Below are 18680 nucleotides of genomic sequence, written 5' to 3'. Positions count from 1 at the left end.
CCGTGCGTAGCAGATTTTCGCCGATCAATCAGCAAAAACCACGCCCTCAGGACGCGTCGCGCAGCAGCGTCAGGAGGTGGCGGTGGATGTTTTCATTGCCGGCGCAAATGCTGCGGCTCGTCAGCATCTTATCGGTGCCGTCAGCGTCGCTGACGAACCCACCCGCTTCGCGGATCAGCACGATGCCGGCCGCGATGTCCCAGCTCTTGATGCCGCGCTCCCAATAAGCGTCGAACCGGCCCGCCCCCACATAGGCGAGGTCGAGGGCTGCCGCCCCGAGGCGACGGAGATTGCCGACCCGCGCCAACGCTGCCGCGAGTTCGACCTTGAACAACGGATGGCCAGCGGCGGCTCCGAGCGGGGGAATGCCGCAGGCGATCAGGCTGTCGTCGAGGTCGCGCCGCGCCGCGACGCGGATCCGGCGATTGTTGTGATAGGCGCCCTGGCCACGTTCGGCGATGAACATGTCATCGGTGGCCGGATTGTAGATCACCCCGGCCACGATCACGCCTTCGCGTTCGAGCCCGATCGAAATGGCGAAAAGCGGCACGCCGTGGAGAAAATTCGTGGTGCCGTCCAGCGGATCGATGTGCCACGTGTGGCTCTTGTCGGTCCCCTCGACGATGCCGCCTTCCTCCATGATGAAGCTGTAGCCCGGCCGCGCCTTCGATAATTCCTCGAACAGCGTCTGTTCCGACTTCTTGTCGGCGGCCGACACAAAGTCGCCCGGTCCCTTCACAGAAACCTGCAGGTTTTCGACCTCGCCGAAGTCGCGTTTGAGGCCGCGCCCCGCCTTGATGGCTGCGGCAGTCATCACGTTCATGAGGGCGGAGCGGATCATCGGGTCATTCCAGAGTCGTGCTCGGACGCGTGAGCAAAGTTTCGAAGCGCGAGGATCGCGACTATTGGCCGAGCTGCTTGCGGACCAAGTCCTCGACCTTGGCTTTGTCGCCAGGGGAGAGCGCTGTCAACTGACTATCGAGCCAAGCGTCGCCGATGCCGGCCGCCCGCGCCAGAATGTGCCAGCGCCCCGCCTCGATGGGGTCGCGGCCGATCCCCCGACCCGCCGCGTAGAGACGTGCCAAGCGGTTCTCGGCCACCGGATTGCCTTGGTAGGCGGCCATCAGGAAGTATCGCGCGGCTTCCGCCTCGTTCTTCTCGACGCCGTCGCCATTGAACAGCATGATGCCATATTCGACCTGCGCGCCGGCATGTTTCCGGTCCGCTGCTTGTTTGAGCAAGGCCGCTGCCTTGGACGTATCCTGCGCCACCCCGCGCCCAGCCTTGAAGAAGGCCGCCAGCGCATCCAACGCATCGATGTCGCCGGCATCGGCGGCCCGCTGGAAAAAGGCCGCCGCGAGCCCGAAGTCGCGGACTTTGCCGTCACCCTCGACCGCCATGACGCCAAGATTGTAAAGTGCGCCGGGGTGCCCCTGCGCGGCGGCCTTCTCGAACATCGCCTTGGCGGCGGCTCTATCCTTCGGCACGCCTTTGCCCTGCAGCAATGCCAGACCGTAGGAGAACGTCGCTTCACGATTGCCGAGCTGGCTGGCCAGCTTGTCCCATTTGGCGGCTTCGGTCAGGTCGGGCTTAACCGCGAGACCCTGCGCGTAAATCTCTCCGATCAACGCCATCGCGGGCGCATCTTTCGGGTTTCGCTTCAGTCGCTTCATGGCCTCGCTCAGCGCCGTCGCGAAATATCCGCGCTGAAACGCCCCGAAAGCGAGATCCGCATCTGGAGGCACGGGGCGCGAATTGCTGTCGGCGCCAGGCGACACGGTCGACGGCAGGGTCGGGATACCCGAGGGGAGGGGCGCGGTCGCCAACGGAACGTTGCCGATCGGTGGCGCAAGGGTCGGGGTGGGTGACGCCAGAGTGGGGATCTGCTGCGCCTGCGCCAGGGTCGGGATCTGTGCGTCAGCCGTGTCGATGAGGGCGCTGCTCAGGGCGAGCACCAAAGCGGCGGCCCGGGCCTCACCGCTGAACCGTGACGACAGGATCGCCTTCAAGCGCCGGCGCCCTCGCTAGCGGCGGCCGCGCGGGCCGCCATGGCGACCGCCCGCATCGCATCGACCGCTTCGCTCAGCGCCACCGGCGCTCCGCGCGGGTCACCCCATGCGGCATCACCGAGCGCGATGAATTCGGCACCCGCCTCAGCGAGCGGCGTGACATCGGCAAGCGTCTGAGCGAAGCCGACACAGGGAACGTTGAAGATTTCGGCCCACCATTGCACGCGTTCCAGCGTCTCGGCTTGGGTGGGCAGCGCGCCGTCGCGGTCCGGCTCCCCGAACATCACATAGTCGATGTCGCCCTCGCCGGCCGTCATGGCCTCGTCCCGCAATTGCAGACTGCCGCAGCCGACGATGCGGTCCGGCTTCATGCGTTCGATCGCTTCGGCGAGGTCATCGCCAATACCGTCCATATGGACGCCATCGGCATCCACATGCGCGGCCAATCGCGGGTCGCTATCGACCAATAGCGCCGCGCCATGCAGCTGCGCCACGGAGGCGAGTTCCCGCAGCAGCGCTTTGGCGGCGCGATCATCGCGAGTGCCGTGCCGCACGAGCACACAGGCAACGTCGGCAGACGACAGGGCGGCTGCAAACTGCTCGACGAAGCTGGGCGCCTCGGTCAGCACGGGCGTGATCAGGAAAAGGCGGGCGATAAATTCAGGCATGGGTCCGGCAATGCGAGCGGTGAGGGTCCGACCTGTGAACCGGAAGGTCTTCGCCGTCAATTCCGGCGAATCCGCGACCGTCCTTGCCGCGACGGCTCATTCCGCCGCTGCTGCCGCCGAATGCGGTTCGTCCTGAACGTCAAATTGCAGCCGCGCGAGCCGGGCATAAAGCCCATTTTGTGCCGCCAGCGTCGCGTGATTTCCATGTTCGACGATGCGGCCCGCATCCATCACCAGAATGCGATCGGCTTTGCGAACCGTCGCGAGCCGATGCGCGATCACGATCGTGGTGCGGGTTCCCATCAGATCATCGAGCGCGCCTTGCACTAACGTCTCGTTCTCGGCATCGAGCGCCGATGTCGCCTCGTCCAAGAGCAGTACGGGTGCATCCTTGAGGATGGCGCGTGCGATCGCGAGACGCTGCCGTTGGCCGCCCGAGAGGGTGACGCCGCGCTCGCCGACCAGAGTCTCGTAGCCTTGCGGCATCGCCGTGATGAAGCCATGTGCGGCGGCCCGTTCGGCGGCGGCGCGCACCTCGGCGTCGGTCGCTTCGGCGCGGCCGTAGCGGATATTATCCATGACGGTGCCCGAAAAGATCGCCGGATCCTGCGGCACGAGGGACAATTGCGCGCGCAGCGCCTTGGGGTCGAGGCTGTCGATCGGCACGCCGTCAAGCAGGATCCGCCCGGACGTGGGATCGTAGAACCGCATCAACAGCTGAAAGATCGTCGACTTGCCGGCGCCCGAGGGGCCGACGATCGCGACAGTCTCGCCGGGTGCAACGCTGAAATCGACATCGCGCACGACCGCGTCGGCGGCTCGGGTCGGATAGGCGAACGCGACCCTTTCGAACCGCACAGTCCCATGCACGGGCTGCGGCAGCACTGAAGGCGCGGCTGGGGCCTTGATGGTGGGCGCGATGGCCAGCAACTCGCCGATCCGGCCGGCCGCACCGGCGGCTGCCGAGATTTCGCTCCACACCTGGCTGAGTTCACCGAGCGCGCCGGCTCCAAACACCGCATAGAGCACGAATTGCGACAGGAGGCCGGCCGTCATGGCGCCGCTCATCACGTCATGCGCGCCAAGCCACAGCACACCCACGACGCTGGCGAACGACAGAAAGATCGCGACCGTCGTCAGCAGTCCGCGCGCCAAGGTCGCGTCGCGGGCCGCGTCATAGCTGTTTTCCACGGCGCCAGCGAAGCGCGAGCGGGTCGCCGCCTCTTGGCCGAAGGCCTGCATGGTCCGAACCGCACCGAGATTTTCCGACGCGAAGGCAGTGGCTTCGGCCAGACGATCCTGCGCGGCACGCGAGCGGCGGCTGACCGTCCGGCCTGAAAACACAAGCGGCAGAACGATGAGGGGGATCGCCACCAACACGAGCGCCGATAGCTTCGGGCTCGAGATCACCATCATGATGATGGCGCCGACGAAGAGGAACACGTTTCGGAGCGCCACCGACGCCGACGACCCGAAGGTCGCCTTCAGCTGCGTCGTATCGGCCGTGAGGCGCGAGACGAGCTCACCGGTCTGGGCGGTATCGTAGAAATGCGCGTCGAGACCGCTGAGATGGCCGAACAGCGCGGTACGAAGATCGGCGACGATGCGCTCGCCGAGCGTCATGACGAGGTAGTAGCGACTGCCCGACGCCAGGGCCAGCACGCCGACAACGGCCAGCAGGGCCAGAAAATAGGCGTTGATGAGCCCGGCTTTATCGGAAGAAAATCCGAAGTCGATCATGCGACGGACCGCTTCTGGCACCGTCAGGGTGGCGGCCGATGCAGCCGCCAGGGCCAGCACCGCCAAAGCCGCGCGGCCTTTATATCGCTTGGCATAAGGCAGGAGAGGAACGAGCGAACGGAGCGAGGCGGCGGACGCGCGTGACCGCTTTTCAGTTTTGGACATCTGTGCCTTATCCTGAGCAACCGAACCGACCCGATCGAGGCGAGAAGCGTACGGATGATGGGCCGGACTAGCCTTCCCTTAGAGCAATATCGAGAGCGATGGAAACGCTGGGGATCCAAGCGCTCCGACACGCTCATGTCGCTTAAATCACCGTATGGCCTTGTAGGTTCAAGCAGGGTGCGGTAATAGGCCCGCTTCACGCGCAAGCTCAGTCAGCAGAGAGTGCCTTCCGGCCTCCACCATCGCTCGCGATTTTGTAAGGACCGACCATGAAGGCCGATACCCACCCGAACTACCATTTCATCAAAGTCGTCATGACCGATGGAACCGAATTCTCCACTCGCTCGACGATGGGCGCAGATGGCGACACGCTGAACCTCGACATCGACCCCAACACCCATCCGGCTTGGACCGGCGGCACGCAGCAGCTTATGGACCGCGGCGGCCGTCTCTCGCGGTTCAACTCGCGCTTCGCTGGCATTTCGTTCGGCAAGAAATAACGGTCGACACAAACGACCCATGAAAAAAGCCCCGCACCGGGATCCGGTGCGGGGCTTTTTTTGTCGCGAGATCGTCAGGCCGGCGAGCGGTAGACGAGGCGCAGCTTGTCGAACTGCTGGTCCAACCCCCGTCGGGCAATCTGCGGATCGGCGTCGTCGGCTGTGCCGTTGACCATCCGGTCGAGATGGAGAATACGGGTTTGGAGGCGGAGCGATCGCGTCGTCAGCGCCTGGAGGTTGCCGGGTAGCTGCGCGAAGATGGCGGGCGATGACACCATCGCCTGGGCGGAGACCCGGACCTTAATCCGCTCGGTCGAGGCGACGATCGGTGACATCTCGCCCGCGCTGACGGCGCGGCGAATCAGCAGCCAGGACGCGACCTGCATCAACCGTGTAGTCAGGCGCATGCTCTCAGCCGAATAGGCTTTGGAGAGCGGCTTGGACAGAAGGTCCGCCTCCTCCCGACCCGGTCCGTCGAGATAGGCGGCCGCCTCTTCGACGAGGCGCATGCCCTCGCTGAACAGTTCGGTAAAGCGAGCGGATCCGGCCAGGATGTGGACGAATGAGATCGTGTTGTCGGCTTCCGCGACCCGATTGACCGACAATGACATCCAAGCGCTCCTTGCCGCGACCCCCGTCGATCGGCTCATGTGCCAGTTCGGGACCGATGGCCCCGAACCAGAATCATGCCGCAAATCTAACGCCAAACCGTTACCGGTTAACCTTTATGTCTTGTTAACCTTAACCGGTGACGCTCAAAAAAGAGACCGCCCAAAGGCGGTCTTTCAAGGTTGAACAGGAAGGCGTCGAACAGGGGAGGGATCAAAGCGCACGCTTCTCAGCCCATCGATTCGAACAAGGTGAGATTAACGCCGGACGGTTAATGCAGCGTTAATCATGAAGGGACTTGGCGTCGAGCACGACCTTTCCCATATGCGTCCCGCCATCGAGGTAGCGGTGCGCCGCTGCCGCGTCGGCGAGGGCGAAGACCCGGTCGATCACAGGGCTGACAGTTCCGGCCGCGAGCAGAGGCCAGACCTTCTGTTCGAGTTCCCGCGCGATCTCGCCTTTTTCGGCGACGGTTCGAGGCCGGAGCGTCGAGCCGCTATGGACCAGACGCTTCATCAGGAGCCGCGTGAAATCGACCTCGGCCTTCGGGCCTTTCTGGAACGCGATTTGAGCAATGCGGCCACTCTCGGCCGCCGCGCGATAGTTCCTGTCGATATAGTCTCCGCCCACCATGTCGAGGATCACGTCGGCGCCCTTGTGGTTGGTGGCGCGCCCGACCTCCTCGACGAAATCCTGTTGCGTGTAGTCGATCGCGACATCGGCCCCGAGGCGTAGACAGAAATCCGCCTTCTCGCGCGATCCGACCGTCGTGAGGACCGTGGCGCCGAAGGCCTTTCCAAGCATGATGGCCGTCGTGCCGATGCCGGACGTGCCACCGTGAACCAGCAATGTCTCACCCTGCTTCAAGCGCGATCGCATGAAGACGTTGACCCAGACCGTGAAAAACGTCTCCGGCAGGGCGGCGGCTTGCTCGACAGACAATCCGGCAGGAATCGGCAGCGTCGTCGCCTCATGGGTGGCCGCATAGGCCGCATAGCCGCCGCCGGGTGTCAGGGCGCAGACGCGATCCCCGATGCGGAAGCGTGTCGAGCGCTCGCCGAGCGCGACGACCTCGCCGGCCACCTCGAGGCCCGGAAGATCCGATGCGCCGGGCGGTGGCGGATACTGCCCGCTCCGCTGCATGAGATCGGGGCGGTTCACCCCGGCGGCCAAGACCTTGATGACGAGATCGCCGGGCGCCGGCTGCGGCAGCGGGCGGGTCTGCGGCTTGAGAGCCTCGGGACCACCGGGTTCGCTGATCGCGATCGCCGTCATGGTGGTGGGAAGCCGCATGCTGTTTCTCCATCGAACGATCGTTTTCCGCGTTGGCGGCCGGGATGTTGCCAACCTTTATAGACGTCATTAGACCGAGGTCGATCACAGGGTCGGCGACCACGGCTGTCCCATGCTCCTTTCAAAGAGCGACACTGGCGTTTTCGACGGCGTCGCCGAACCCCTCCGAGGACCACGATGGCAACCCATAGTCTCCTGCTGCTTCCCGGCGATGGCATTGGCCCCGAGGTGATGGCCGAGGTCGAAAAGGTCGCGGCTTGGTTCGGGCAAGTTGGGATTGCGCATTTCGAGATCGAGAAGGGTCTGGTCGGCGGATGTGCCTACGATCAGCATGGTCAGGCCATCAGCGACAGCGACATGGCTTTAGCCAAAGCTGCCGATGCGGTGTTGCTGGCTGCCGTGGGCGGTCCCGCGTGGGATGGCGTCCCCTATGAGGTTCGCCCCGAGGCCGGCTTGCTGCGGCTTCGCAAAGATCTGCAACTCTTCGCCAATCTGCGGCCGGCAATTTGCTATCCGGCCCTGGCCGACGCGTCGTCGCTTAAACACGAGATCGTCGAGGGCCTCGACATCATGATCGTGCGGGAACTGACGGGCGGCGTCTATTTCGGCGAACCCAAACAGATCATCGACCTCGGAAACGGGCAAAAGCGCGGCATCGATACGCAGGTCTATGACACCTACGAGATCGAGCGGATCGGTCGGGTCGCCTTCGACCTGGCCCGCAAGCGTGGCGGTCGTGTCACCTCATCGGACAAGCGCAATGTGATGAAGTCGGGCGTGCTCTGGCACGACACGATGAAGGCGCTGCACGCTCGCGAATTTTCCGACTTGACGCTCGACCACATGCTGGCCGATGCGCTCGGCATGCAGTTGGTACGATGGCCGAAGCAGTTCGACGTGATCGTGACCGACAATCTCTTCGGGGACATGTTGTCGGATGTCGCTTCGATGCTGACCGGCTCGCTTGGCATGTTGCCGTCGGCTTCGTTGGGAGACCTCGACCCGAAGACCGGCAAGCGCCATGCGCTCTACGAACCGGTGCATGGCTCGGCTCCCGACATCGCCGGCAAAGGGATCGCAAACCCAATCGCGATGATCGCGTCGTTCGGGATGGCACTCCGCTACTCGTTCGGCCTCATCACAGAAGCCGATTTGGTCGATCGCGCCATTGCGGCCGTTCTCGACGACGGAATCCGCACCGCCGATATCAAGGGCAAGGCACAGGCGACGGTGTCGACCACCGAAATGGGGGACGCAATCGTCAGAAAGCTCAACGAGCTTTCGGCTCGATGAGCTTTTGATAGAAAGCCGACGACAGATCGAAAAAGATCAGTTGCCGATGCCACCGAAGCGTCCGGGCAGGACATCCTGCCCGAATTGATCAGGACGGAACGACGAATAGGTCGGCTCATTCAGGGTCGTCTGCTCGACCATATAATCGTTCTCATACCCAACCGGCACCTGCGTGCCGCTATCGGTGAACGCGCGCTTGCGAACCGTCAGCGGGGGAGCCTGGTTCATCGGATCATAATACTGGCCGGGAAGCTGCGTGCGGCTCTGCGCGATCGCGGCACCGGACACCAAAGTGAGCGCCAAAGCTGCGCTGGCTACAGTCAATTTCAATGTGAGTCGCATCGTCAGATTCCCCAATCCAAGTCTTTTTCGTGAAGTCAACAGGCCACTGCCTGATTGGTTCCGTTGCGTCGCACCATCAGCGGCGCCGTTTCGCGCCGCCTGAAAGACGCTTGAGCGGCGGTGTCGGAGCATTGTCGTCCAGCCATGTCGTGATCGAGCCGGCCGCAAGAAGGTGAGGGCTCACGCATTCCTGACCGCGCCGCTGCTCCGCCGCAACGAAGAAATCACGGAGCGCGACGTCATCCCCCGCCGAGATGAGATCGATGCGGTCGATGACGCAAGCGAGCGTGTGTCGGTCCATCGGTTTGGCGTCGGTTCCGCAGGCAAAACCCAGGATCGCGACCGGACCGGTGTCGGCCGCTCCCTGCACGAGCCGGAAACCAAGACAGGGAGCGATCGTCGTGCCGCGCGCCACGCTGAGGTCGGCGGCCGAGACATCGCCGAACCGTGTCGGCATCGTGGTCGCAAGGCCGCTTCGGACGACCGCGAGATTGCTGCTGGCCGCCAGCCGCGCCATGTCGACGAACAAGCCCGGAGCCGCATCGGCCGTGCCGTCCAATCGCGTGATCGAGAGATCGAGATAGGGCCCCTCGCCGCCGAAGCTGCCGAAGCGAAGCATATCCTGCCGCCCCGTGCCGGCCGGCTTGCGCCGCGCCGCATAAACCACCGGTAGCTTCGCAAAGTCGGATCCGGCCAGTTCGAACAGCGGGATCGGCCGGTTGACCTCGACCCAGCTTCGACTCGCGTTGGGGATCGCGGCCGTGACATCGGGGTTCGACGCCGGGATCGCGGCCGCTTGCGCGGGTTCCGGCTCGACGCCGCGGGCGCTGGCGTTCAACGACGGAAGCGCCGCCAGACTCACAAGCCCGAGCAATGTTGCGAAGAAGACAAGCAGCCACGCCAGAGGCAGGCGCGATCGCCGACGCACAGGTCGTCCGAGGCTCCCGAACGAGCCGTCCAACATGTCTGTCTCGATCCTCATCGACGTCATCAGGTCCCACCGGATCGCCTATCGCCCGCTAGTCATGCGGGCGCGATGCTGATCGGCTGGTTACCGGCGACGCGCGACTTCGGATCACCGTCAACATGTCGTTACCATGCGGGCTTGCCGGCCCTTATGGGGTCGTGTGGCTTGGATCGCCGACCCGAACGCCGTAAAGCTGCCGGTGCTGACGGAGGGCGGAATGGTTTATTTCATGGGTGTCGACATCGGCACGTTCGAGTCGAAAGGCGTCCTCACCACGGCGGATGGCCGCATCGTCGCGCGCGCCATGCAGCCACACAAGATGATCGTGCCGCAGCCGGGCTGGGCCGAACATCGGGCCGAAGAGGATTGGTGGGGGGATTTCACCGTCATCGCGCGCAAGCTGCTGGCCGAGAGCGGCGTCGATCCTTCGGACGTCAAGGCGGTGGCCGCAAGCGCCATCGGGCCGTGCATGCTGCCGCTCGACGAGGCGGGACAGCCCTTGTGCAACGGCGTGCTCTACGGCGTCGATACTCGCGCGGCCGACGAGATCGAACAGCTCACCACGGCGATCGGACGCGACACCCTGCTGGCTCGCTGCGGCAACGCGCTGACGAGCCAGTCTGTCGGCCCGAAGATCCTGTGGCTGAAGAACAAGCGGCCGGATCTTTACGCCAGGGCCCGGATGTTTCTCAGCGCGACGCCCTACATCACGTATCGCCTGACCGGCGACTATGTGATGGACCATTTTACGGCGGCGGGGTTCACGCCGCTCTATGATGCCGCCGCAAATGCCTGGAGCTCGGACTTCGCCGACGGCATCGTCGACCTCGCTTACCTGCCACGCCTGATCTGGAGCAGCGACATCGCCGGTACGGTCACCGAGCAGGCCGCACGCGAAACCGGCCTCGCGGTGGGGACGCCGGTTCTGTGTGGCACCATCGATGCGGCAGCCGAAGCCGTGAGCGTCGGGGTCACCGGCCCCGGCGACATGATGCTGATGTATGGCTCGACCATCTTTGTTATTTTGGTGACGGCCAAGCCGGTGCGCGACTCGCGTCTGTGGTACGCGCCCTGGTTGTTTGAAGGGCTCGAGGCGAGCCAGGCCGGGTTGGCAACGAGCGGCACCCTGACCCGGTGGTTTGCCGACCAGTTCGCCCGTGAGATCGATCCCGCCGAGGTGATGCAAACTATGGCGCGGGAGGGCGCGACGTCCCCGCCCGGGGCGAAGGGGCTGGTCGTCCTGCCATATTTCTCCGGTGAGCGAACGCCCATCCACGACACCAAGGCAAAGGGCTGCATTTTCGGCCTCGATCTCACCCATACGCGAGCGGATGTCTATCGCGCCATGATCGAGGGAATCGGATTTGCGGTCCGTCACATCACCGAGACCTATGCCGACGTCGGCCAGCCGCCGGAGCGCGTCATCGCGGTCGGGGGCGGCACCAACAATGCGGTGTGGTTGAAGGCGGTGTCCGATGCGAGCGGCCATGCCCAAATTCTTCGTGAGGTGACGACGGGCGCGAGCCTCGGGGATGCGTTCCTGGCCGCTGTCGCCACGGGCTATGCGGTGCTGGGCGACATCGAACGATGGAACGCAACTGTGCGGGTCGAACAGCCGGATGAAAGCACGCAGAGGATCTATGATCGGCGCTTCCCGATCTACAAGGCCCTCTACCAGCAGACGAAGGACCTCATGGCCGCCTTATCCGACATGCGGGACGCTTAAATCCAAGCTGCGCCTTGGCCGGATATTTCGAGCCGCTCGCGCGTTGTCCAGCCAGACATAACCAGGGGGAATGTCATGATGAAATGGATTGCGGTCGTGGCCATGATGGGCTCGGCCTTCGTGGCGACCGAGGCTCAGGCCAAGGGATGCATTAAAGGCGCGATTGTCGGCGGCATCGCGGGGCATTACGCCGGCCATCACGGCTTTCTCGGTGCAGCGGCGGGTTGCGCCTATGGTCGCCATCGTGCCAACCAGCAGCGGATGCAGGATCAGCAGCGTCAGCAGCAACAAGCGCCGAATAGCCAGAGCATGTAAGGCACCGGAAACAACGCAAAACGGCCGGACGCAAGTCCGGCCGTTTTATTTGAGACGCTTTAGATCAAGCGGCTTCGGATGCCGACGCGGTCGCTGCGGAAGCGGCGGTCCGCTTCTTGATTTCGCGCTTCAACACACGGGCGTTTTGCGACAGATCGCTGTCATCCGCCTTGATCAGAAAGGCATCGAGGCCGCCCCGATGCTCGACGCTCCGCAGCGAAGCTGCCGCGACACGGAGGCGAACCGAACGCTCGAGAGCTTCCGAGATGAGCGTGACATTGCACAGGTTCGGGAGGAACCGGGTGCGCGTCTTGTGATTGGAGTGGCTGACGAGATTGCCGCTTTGGACGGCTTTGCCGGTCAGTTCACAACGGCGGGCCATGGACTTCATCCTTCGGGACAGTTGTTTGCGGCCGGCAAAAAAATGCGAAGGACCGGTGACCCGGGACCTATCAGCCACGAAAATCGAGTGAATAGGGATGTCGCGAGCACGAGCCCGCCACGTCCCAGAAGGCGGGTCTATACGGGGTTGCGGCGCAAGCGTCAAGACGCTGCTCGGACCGGGGCGCCTTTCAATCGCGTGTCACCGCCCTATGCTCATCGTGTCTCTTGGAGGACAACGCCATGACCAAATTTGCACTTTATGTTCCGCTGAAAGCCAAGCCCGGGAAGGAAGACGAAGTCGCGGAATTTCTCCGCTCCGCTCTTCCTTTGGTCAATGCGGAGCCCGGCACCCGATCCTGGTTCGCCATTAAGGAGGGTCCGTCCTCCTTCGCGATCTTCGACACGTTCGACGATGAAGCCGGTCGCGACGCTCATCTCAATGGCAAAGTCGCTGCCGCTTTGATGGAAAAGGCTGCGGCCGGTGATCTCTTCGCCGAACCGCCGCAGATCCACAAGATGGAAATCCTCGCCGACAAGCTTCCGGGCTGATCCTGAAACGACCGGGGACCGGGCCCAAGGCTCACCGTTCGTAGAGTTCGAGCGGCAGCCCATCCGGGTCGGCGAAGAAGGTGAAACGCCGACCCGTGTGCTCGTCGATCCGAACCGGTTCGACGGTGACGCCGGCATCGTCGAGCCGCTGAATGATCGGGTCGAGCCGGTCAACCTCAAAAGCGAGGTGCCGCAGCCCGCAGGCTTCCGGCCATGAGGGCCGGGGCGGGGCTTCTGGAAACGAGAATAACTCGATCTGTGACGAGCCGACCTGGAGATCGCATTTCCACGAGCGGCGCGCCTCCCGCCACACCTCGCGGATGATCGGCAGTCCCAGGGTCTCGCTGTAAAATCGCTTGGATCGTTCATAGTCGGAGGCGATCAGGGCAACGTGGTGGATTGCGTTGAGCATCGTGACGGCCTTCCGCCGATTGGCGTTTCGCTTGGGCTGGACCTGCACTAATCTGACCGCATGTCCAAAGCTCAGTTCCAATCCTTTGACGAAACCGCCGATCCGACACAAGGCGGCCCGCGCGTTGCCTTGCTCCGCGCCGCCTTGGCGCGCCATGGCGTCGACGGCTTTATCGTGCCGCGCGCCGACGAACATCAGAACGAATATGTACCCGCTTGCGCCGAGCGTCTGGCGTGGCTCACCGGGTTTACCGGCTCGGCCGGGACCGCGATCGTGTTGCGCGATAGTGCCGCGATCTTCGTCGACGGACGCTACACGATCCAGGTCGTCGATCAGGTCGATGGAACGGTGTTGGCGCCGCAGTCGCTGATCGACAACCCGCCGGAGACATGGCTGTCGACCCATCTCAAAAAAGGGGACCGGCTCGGCTACGATCCATGGCTCCACACGCCGGCTCAGGTCGAGCGGCTCGACAAGGCGGTGACGGGAGCCGGTGCGACCCTCGTGGCGTTGGACCGTAATCCGATCGATGCCGTCTGGGCGGATCGCCCCGCGCCGCGTTTCGGTCAGATCGCGCTGTATCGCGATGCGTTGGCCGGACGGGACGTCTCGGGCAAGTTCGCCGACATTCGTGGCGCGATGAAAGACGCCGCTGCGCTCTTGGTCAGCGATCCGCATGCAATGGCCTGGACCTTCAACATCAGAGGCGATGACGTCGGGCATACGCCGCTGCCGCTTGGGTTTGCGCTGCTGCCGCGTGAGGGACGCCCGACCCTCTATCTCGATGGGCGAAAGCTTTCCAACAGCGTCCGCGATGCCTTGGAGGCTCTGGCCGACATCGTCGAGCCGAGGCGCCTGACGGGTGATCTCGCGGCGCTCGGTGCCGGCGGCGGTGTCGTGATGTTCGACGCCGCGACGGCGCCGCAAAAGTTGAAGTCGGCCGTCACCGACGCGGGCGGTCGCGCCGATGTGGTGGCGGATCCGATTGCCTTGATGAAGGCGGCGAAGACACAGGCGGAGCGGCAGGGATCGCGCGACGCGCATCGCCGCGATGCCGCAGCCGTCGTCCGCTTTCTAGCCTGGTTCGATCGCGAGGCGCCAAAGGGCGGCTTGACCGAGATTGACGCGGTCGAGGCGCTGGAGAGCTTCCGGCGTGATACGGGGCTTCTCAAGGATGTGTCGTTTCCGACGATCGCCGGCTTCGGCCCACATGCCGCCATTCCGCATTATCGCGTCACGACGGCGTCGAACCGATCGATCGGGCAGGGCATCTTTCTGATCGACAGCGGCGCGCAATATGAAGACGGCACGACCGACATTACCCGCACCGTGGTGGTGGGGGATGCCTCTGCGGAGATGCGCGATCGGTTCACCCGCGTGCTCAAAGGGCATATCGCGATCGCCCGATCGGTGTTCCCGCAAGGCGTATCGGGCGCCCAACTCGACAGTTTCGCCCGGCAGTTCCTATGGCAGGCCGGGCTCGACTTCGACCATGGCACGGGCCACGGCGTCGGCGCCTATCTGTCGGTGCATGAAGGACCGCAGCGCATCGCCAAAACCGGCACGGTCGCACTGGTCGAGGGTATGATCCTGTCCAACGAACCCGGCTATTACAAAGCGGGCCATTGGGGCATTCGGATCGAAAACCTGCTGTTGGTCGAATCGCGGGAGATCTCAGGGGCGGAGCGTCCGATGCTCGGGTTCGAGACGCTGACGTTTGCGCCGATCGACCTCAAGCTCGTCGAGGCGGGCCTGCTCACGATGGAGGAGCGAACCTGGCTCGACGCCTATCACGAGACCGTACGGGCGATCGTGTCGCCGCTGGTCGAGCCGGATGTTAGATCCTGGCTGGAGCACGCGACCCGGCCGCTCGCGGAAGCTTGATCGGCGCTTGCCTTATTCCATCACGGCACTGTGGTCGATCGCCGCCGGCTGCGCTGCCTTTTTGAGCAGAAACACCAGCGGCATCGCGGCCAGCGCCATGATCATCATGAGCTTGAAATCGTCCATGTAGCCGATCGTCGTGGCTTGTTCGGTGATGACGCTATCGAGCGCCGCACGTCCCGCCGCCGTGAACGGGCTGAGCGTCTGTAGCACGGCCGGCAACCGGAACATTGGATTGAAGGCGGTGACGTAGCTGGCGATGTCGGCGTGGTTGACCTGGATGTTTTCGGTCAGCAGCGCCGATACCACTGAAATCCCGACGCTCGAGCCGATGTTGCGCGACAGATTGTAAAGGCCCGTCGCATCGCCACGGCTCGAGGCCGGGAGGGTCGCGAAGGTCACGACCGACAATGGCACGAAGAGAAAGCCAAGGCCGGCACCCTGTATGAAGCCCGTGACCACGATCCTTCCCTGCGACACATCGGGGGTCCAGCCGGTCATGTCCCACATGGCCCAGGCCGTCAGGCCCAGGCCGATCAGCAGCAGCCAGCGCGTCTCGACCTTGCCGATGAGCTTGCCGACCGCAAACATACATACCATCGTTCCCATGCCGCGCGGCCCCATGACGAGGCCGGCCGTCACGATCGGGTAGCCCATCAGGCTTTGCAGGTAGGGCGTCATGAGCGCCATCGAGGCTAGATAGGTCACGCCGACGATGAAGATAAAGATCATGCCGAGCGCGAAATTGCGATCGAGGAACAGCCTCGGCTTGACGAAGCTGTTGCCTTTGGCCGTGAACGTATGGACCAGGAAAAGATAGAACGCGCAGGCGCAGATCAGCGCTTCGATGATGATCTCGCCGGACGAGAACCAATCGAGCTGCTCGCCACGATCGAGGAAGATCTGCAAGGCCGCGATCGTCACGCTGAGGGTCCCGAATCCGAGCCAATCGAGCTTGCCGGCGAGATCCAGCTTGGTTTCGGTCACGAAGGCGCTGACGCCCGCGAACGCGATCGCGCCGATTCCGACGTTGATGTAGAACACCCATCGCCAGCTGATGTGATCGGTCAGCCAGCCGCCGATCACCGGGCCGAGCACCGGCCCGACCATGATCGACACGCCGAAGACCGCCATGGCGGAGCCGCGCTCCTCGGGGGAGTAGATATCGAGCAGGATCGATTGCGACAGCGGCACCAAGGCCGCGCCGAAGAAGCCCTGCAGCAAGCGAAAGCCGACGATCTGCAGCAGCGACTGAGCGATGCCGCAAAGCACCGAGGCGACCACGAAGCCGGCGATCGCGACCAGCAAGACGCGCTTGCGACCGAACCGCGAGGCGAAATAGCCAGACGGCGGCGTCATGATGGCGGCGGCGGTGATGTAGGAGGTGAGCACCCAGTTGATCTGGTCGGCGCTCGCCGAGACGCTGCCTTGAATGTAGGGCAGGGCCACGTTGGCGATCGTCGTGTCGAGCGCCTGCATGATCACGGCCAGGATGATCGAGGCCGTGATGGCGCCGCGATTGGCGACGATCGCGAACGAACCGCTGCCGCTCGCCGCGCTAGCCATGATGGATGTGGACTCGATCGAGGAGGGTCTTGATCAGATCGGGCAAGCCGCGCGCATGTCCGGTGTCGACATCGACCACGACGCTCATGCCGACCCGGAGCGGCGGTTTGCCCGGCGTGAGATCGAGACGCACCCGCATCGGAATGCGCTGCACCACCTTGACCCAATTGCCGGTCGTGTTTTGTGCCGGGAGCAGCGAGAAGCTCGATCCCGAGGCGGGGCTGATGCTCTCCACTGTGCCGGTCCACACGACGTCGGGATAGGTGTCGACCGTCACGCTCGCGCTTTGCCCCGGCCGCACATAGGTCAGTTCAGTCTCCTTCGGGCTTGCATCGACCCACATATTGGTTTCGGAGATCAGGCTGAATCCAGCTTGCGACGCCTTGAGGTAGCCGCCGACCTGCAAGGCGTCGACATTGGTGACGATGCCGTCGAAGGGTGCTCTGACGACCGTATCGTTGAGGTCACGCCGGGCGTTGTCGACGGCCGACTTCGCCTGCAGGTAGAACGGGTTCTGCTCGACGGGTTGGTTCTCGTCCGTGCCGAGCTGCGCCAACATGGCCTGCGCTTGCGCCTGCGCGACGGAAACCTTCTGCCGCGTCGCAACGAGATCATGCTGCGCTTGGTCGTAGATCGCTTTCGAGGCGACCGACGAATTCATGAGATCGACTTGGCGCTTGAACGCCGTTTCGTAAAACGGCAGGTCGGCCTTGGCCTGATCGATCATCGACAAGGACTGTTTGTAGCTCGCCTGCAGGGTCAGGACCTGATTGCGAACCGTCCCGAGTTGCGCCTCCGCAGCATCGAGCGCGATCTGAAAACTGTCGCTCTTGAGCCGGAACAGAACCTCGCCTTTGGTGACATGTTCGTTCGTGTGAACCGCGACCGCCGCCACGGTCCCCGACACATCGGTCGAGACACCAAGCCGTTGAGCCGCGACATAGGCGTTGTCGGTCGACATGATCTGCCCACCCGTTACATAAACGTAACCGCCGTAAATCAGCGCCACCGGCAAAGCCGCGAACAGAAGCGGCCGCAAGACACGTCGTTTGCGCTTCGGCGTACTGACAGGTGCCTCGGTGACGGGTGGGCCATGCGGGACCGGTTCGGCCGGTACGGCTTCGGCCACCATGGGCGCCTCGGGGGTGGCGGGCTTCGGGTCCTGGCGGAGGGCGTTAGGGACCGGAGTGGCCAACTCGTTCCGACCTTCGAGCCGGCTGACGCGCTCATCGAGGTCGACGAGATCGGGATGATCGTCCGCGATATTGGGATGTGCGCCGTCAACCATGACTGACCTCTTTGGCGTCGACCGGAGACGCGCAGGCAACGACCAGATTCGATTTTAGACGATTGAGCATCGTGACGAGCCGCACCTGATCCTCGTCGGGCAGCCCAGCCAGCGTTTCGGCTCGCGTTACCTCGCCGATCTCGCGCAGCAGCGACAAGCTCGGATGCGCCGCCGGCGTCAGGTAGAGAAGCCAGACGCGACGATCCGTCGGATGCTGGCGACGCTCCACTAGACCGCGTGCCGCGAGGCGATCGAGAATGCGGACGAGACTGATCGGCTCAACTTCCAGAATGTCGGCCAGACCCGCTTGATGAATGCCTTCGTTCTTGGCGAGATGGACCAGCACCTGCCATTGCGAGCGCGTGAACCCCAGCGACGAGGCGCGCTGCTCGAAGCGCTTCCTCATCATGCGAGCGATGTCATGCAGCAGAAAACCAACTGTGGCGGACCCAGTAGACATGGATGTCGTCATTCCTCCGCGCGCCGGCCGCGTCATCAACAAACTTGTAAACCACTTAGTGCGACCTCAATCATATACAAGCTTATGGTGTCGATAGAAACGAATATCGACTGAACCGAGGGGTAACGTGGCTTGGGAAATCGGACGCGATGACATCGACATGGACGACCGCCCAGCGGGCCTGCGCCGGCCTCGCGTTGACGCTGCTTCAACTGCCGATCTGGAGCGTGCCGGCTGGCGCAGCGCCAACCTTCACCTGCGGGGGCTTTGCGATGATGGGCGGCGCGCAACTCGTGTGCAGCCACACAAATCCTGACGCTCCGGCGCAATTCTGCACCTTCAGTTGGGCCATGATGACCACCAGCAATGGGCAGAGCATCGTCGAAGGCTCGTTCCTGCTTCAGCCGGGGACGTCCAATCAGACCGTCTACACGGGCAATGGATTTACCTATGCTCTGTCGAGCCCGATCATTCTGTGTCAGGCCCGCAAGACAGGCATGTAGCTTTTGC

The 18680-nt window shown here is 63.7% G+C and carries 20 protein-coding genes; 7 read left to right on the top strand and 13 right to left on the bottom strand.

Going from position 1 to position 18680, the window contains the following annotated elements; translation table 11 throughout:
* Nucleotides 1–46: 46 nt before the first annotated feature.
* The 4 genes from EY713_RS01580 to EY713_RS01565 all read right to left on the bottom strand — a co-directional run bounded on the left by EY713_RS01580 (nucleotide 47) and on the right by EY713_RS01565 (nucleotide 4582).
* The gene (locus EY713_RS01580; RefSeq protein ID WP_131113254.1) at nucleotides 47–841 is read right to left on the bottom strand and encodes an inositol monophosphatase family protein; all 795 of its coding nucleotides are present in this window, start codon (nucleotides 839–841) and stop codon (nucleotides 47–49) included.
* A 61-nt stretch (nucleotides 842–902) separates the two neighbouring features.
* Nucleotides 903–2009, bottom strand: a complete 1107-nt coding sequence (locus EY713_RS01575; protein WP_131113253.1) for a tetratricopeptide repeat protein — start codon at nucleotides 2007–2009, stop codon at nucleotides 903–905.
* Nucleotides 2006–2677, bottom strand: coding sequence for a thiamine phosphate synthase (locus EY713_RS01570; RefSeq protein WP_131113252.1), 672 nt, complete (start codon nucleotides 2675–2677; stop codon nucleotides 2006–2008). Before EY713_RS01570 ends, EY713_RS01575 begins: the two co-directional genes overlap by 4 nt.
* A gap of 96 nt (nucleotides 2678–2773) precedes the next feature.
* Nucleotides 2774–4582, bottom strand: coding sequence for an ABC transporter transmembrane domain-containing protein (locus EY713_RS01565; RefSeq protein ID WP_131113251.1), 1809 nt, complete (start codon nucleotides 4580–4582; stop codon nucleotides 2774–2776).
* A gap of 269 nt (nucleotides 4583–4851) precedes the next feature.
* Between EY713_RS01565 and rpmE the strand changes: the two genes are divergently transcribed.
* Nucleotides 4852–5082, top strand: a complete 231-nt coding sequence (gene rpmE / locus EY713_RS01560; RefSeq protein WP_131113250.1) for a 50S ribosomal protein L31 — start codon at nucleotides 4852–4854, stop codon at nucleotides 5080–5082.
* Nucleotides 5083–5156: 74 nt separating this feature from the next.
* On the opposite strand, the gene rcdA is transcribed toward rpmE, so the two are convergent.
* The gene (gene rcdA, locus EY713_RS01555) at nucleotides 5157–5693 is read right to left on the bottom strand and encodes a protease adaptor protein RcdA (protein WP_131113249.1); all 537 of its coding nucleotides are present in this window, start codon (nucleotides 5691–5693) and stop codon (nucleotides 5157–5159) included.
* A 280-nt stretch (nucleotides 5694–5973) separates the two neighbouring features.
* Entirely contained in the window at nucleotides 5974–6984 is a 1011-nt protein-coding gene (locus tag EY713_RS01550; RefSeq protein WP_245572850.1) for an NAD(P)H-quinone oxidoreductase, read from the bottom strand.
* Between the two features lie 177 nt (nucleotides 6985–7161).
* Between EY713_RS01550 and leuB the strand changes: the two genes are divergently transcribed.
* On the top strand, nucleotides 7162–8277 hold the full coding sequence (leuB, locus tag EY713_RS01545) for a 3-isopropylmalate dehydrogenase (RefSeq protein WP_131113248.1): 1116 nt from the start codon (nucleotides 7162–7164) through the stop codon (nucleotides 8275–8277).
* A 36-nt stretch (nucleotides 8278–8313) separates the two neighbouring features.
* Here leuB and EY713_RS01540 read toward each other — a convergent pair whose 3' ends face one another.
* Entirely contained in the window at nucleotides 8314–8619 is a 306-nt protein-coding gene (locus EY713_RS01540) for a hypothetical protein (RefSeq protein ID WP_131113247.1), read from the bottom strand.
* Nucleotides 8620–8695: 76 nt separating this feature from the next.
* Nucleotides 8696–9601: a hypothetical protein gene (locus tag EY713_RS01535; RefSeq protein WP_165490992.1), complete on the bottom strand. Its 906-nt coding sequence runs from the start codon at nucleotides 9599–9601 to the stop codon at nucleotides 8696–8698.
* Nucleotides 9602–9746: 145 nt separating this feature from the next.
* Here EY713_RS01535 and EY713_RS01530 point away from each other — a divergent pair, with 145 nt between their 5' ends.
* Entirely contained in the window at nucleotides 9747–11312 is a 1566-nt protein-coding gene (locus tag EY713_RS01530) for an FGGY-family carbohydrate kinase (protein ID WP_245572849.1), read from the top strand.
* A gap of 78 nt (nucleotides 11313–11390) precedes the next feature.
* Nucleotides 11391–11627: a hypothetical protein gene (locus EY713_RS01525; protein WP_131119132.1), complete on the top strand. Its 237-nt coding sequence runs from the start codon at nucleotides 11391–11393 to the stop codon at nucleotides 11625–11627.
* A gap of 64 nt (nucleotides 11628–11691) precedes the next feature.
* On the opposite strand, the gene rpmB is transcribed toward EY713_RS01525, so the two are convergent.
* Nucleotides 11692–12009 carry a 50S ribosomal protein L28 gene (gene rpmB, locus EY713_RS01520; protein ID WP_131113245.1) on the bottom strand — a complete coding sequence of 106 codons (318 nt, stop codon included), beginning with the start codon at nucleotides 12007–12009 and terminating at the stop codon, nucleotides 11692–11694.
* Between the two features lie 242 nt (nucleotides 12010–12251).
* On the opposite strand from rpmB, the gene EY713_RS01515 reads away from it, so the two are divergent.
* The gene (locus tag EY713_RS01515) at nucleotides 12252–12560 is read left to right on the top strand and encodes a putative quinol monooxygenase (protein WP_131113244.1); all 309 of its coding nucleotides are present in this window, start codon (nucleotides 12252–12254) and stop codon (nucleotides 12558–12560) included.
* A 31-nt stretch (nucleotides 12561–12591) separates the two neighbouring features.
* Here the strand turns inward: EY713_RS01515 and gloA2 are convergent, their stop codons facing one another.
* On the bottom strand, nucleotides 12592–12972 hold the full coding sequence (gloA2, locus tag EY713_RS01510; protein ID WP_131113243.1) for an SMU1112c/YaeR family gloxylase I-like metalloprotein: 381 nt from the start codon (nucleotides 12970–12972) through the stop codon (nucleotides 12592–12594).
* A 60-nt stretch (nucleotides 12973–13032) separates the two neighbouring features.
* Here gloA2 and EY713_RS01505 point away from each other — a divergent pair, with 60 nt between their 5' ends.
* The gene (locus EY713_RS01505; protein WP_131113242.1) at nucleotides 13033–14856 is read left to right on the top strand and encodes an aminopeptidase P family protein; all 1824 of its coding nucleotides are present in this window, start codon (nucleotides 13033–13035) and stop codon (nucleotides 14854–14856) included.
* Between the two features lie 12 nt (nucleotides 14857–14868).
* Here EY713_RS01505 and EY713_RS01500 read toward each other — a convergent pair whose 3' ends face one another.
* The 3 genes from EY713_RS01500 to EY713_RS01490 form a co-directional block, all read right to left on the bottom strand.
* Nucleotides 14869–16422: a DHA2 family efflux MFS transporter permease subunit gene (locus EY713_RS01500; RefSeq protein WP_131113241.1), complete on the bottom strand. Its 1554-nt coding sequence runs from the start codon at nucleotides 16420–16422 to the stop codon at nucleotides 14869–14871.
* The gene (locus EY713_RS01495) at nucleotides 16415–17554 is read right to left on the bottom strand and encodes an HlyD family secretion protein (protein ID WP_131119131.1); all 1140 of its coding nucleotides are present in this window, start codon (nucleotides 17552–17554) and stop codon (nucleotides 16415–16417) included. The genes EY713_RS01500 and EY713_RS01495 overlap by 8 nt, the downstream gene beginning before the upstream one ends.
* A gap of 148 nt (nucleotides 17555–17702) precedes the next feature.
* Nucleotides 17703–18170, bottom strand: a complete 468-nt coding sequence (locus tag EY713_RS01490; RefSeq protein ID WP_131113240.1) for a MarR family winged helix-turn-helix transcriptional regulator — start codon at nucleotides 18168–18170, stop codon at nucleotides 17703–17705.
* Nucleotides 18171–18319: 149 nt separating this feature from the next.
* Here EY713_RS01490 and EY713_RS01485 point away from each other — a divergent pair, with 149 nt between their 5' ends.
* Complete coding sequence (locus tag EY713_RS01485) at nucleotides 18320–18673, top strand: hypothetical protein (protein ID WP_131113239.1); 354 nt, start codon at nucleotides 18320–18322, stop codon at nucleotides 18671–18673.
* Nucleotides 18674–18680 lie beyond the last annotated feature (7 nt).

The sequence above is a fragment of the Lichenihabitans psoromatis genome, from assembly GCF_004323635.1.
Taxonomy (GTDB): Bacteria; Pseudomonadota; Alphaproteobacteria; order Rhizobiales; family Beijerinckiaceae; genus Lichenihabitans; species Lichenihabitans psoromatis.
Note: the sequence above shows the minus strand (reverse complement) of the source record. Positions and strands in the feature narration are given on the sequence as shown.